1 protein-coding gene is annotated in these 709 nt (G+C 76.2%); it reads left to right on the top strand.

The annotated features are described in order from the left end of the window. Positions 1-550: PucR family transcriptional regulator (locus GTW67_RS22890; protein WP_161166687.1), on the top strand; the 550-nt coding region annotated here is incomplete at its 5' end. Positions 551-709 lie beyond the last annotated feature (159 nt).

Below are 709 nucleotides of genomic sequence, written 5' to 3'. Positions count from 1 at the left end.
CGAGGGGGAACGCCTCGTCGTCCTGGCCACCGACGAGGGCGCGGCCGTCGCCGCCTGCGCCGCCTACGCGGCCGCCCTGGAGGCGTCGCGGCCGGCGCCGGAGCCGATCACGGGCGGCGACGAGGAAGGACTGGTCGTCGGCCTGTCGGCGCCGTCCGGACCGATCGCCGCGTCCGCCGCCTACAAGCAGGCCGAGCAGGCCCTGTCGGTGGCCCGCCGGCGTGGCCGCGTCTGCGTGGAGCACGAGCACCTGGCGGCGGGCTCGGTGCTGCCGCTGCTCGCCGACGACGCGGTACGGGCCTTCGCCGACGGCCTGCTGAGGGCGCTGCGCGACCACGACGCCACGGGCCGGGGCGACCTGGTGGCCTCCCTGCGCGCCTGGCTCTCCCGCCACGGCCAGTGGGACGCCGCGGCCGCCGACCTCGGCGTCCACCGCCACACCCTGCGCTACCGGATGCGCCGCGTGGAGGAGATCCTCGGCCGCTCCCTGGACGACCCGGACGTACGCATGGAACTGTGGCTCGCCCTGAAGGCGACCTCACCGGAGTGACCCTTTCCAGCCCGTCCGGCGTTTGCGGACGAGGCCGTCCAGGCCGAAAAGCGGGGGTCCGGGGGCGGCAGCCCCCAGGGACGGGAACGGGAAGGGGCGGCGGGGGCGAGAACCGCCCCACTTACAACCTCCGCACCCCGCCAATCCGTCGAACCCCCA

It is taken from the genome of Streptomyces sp. SID5910 (genome assembly GCF_009862125.1).
Lineage (GTDB): Bacteria > Actinomycetota > Actinomycetes > Streptomycetales > Streptomycetaceae > Streptomyces.
Note: the sequence above shows the minus strand (reverse complement) of the source record. Positions and strands in the feature narration are given on the sequence as shown.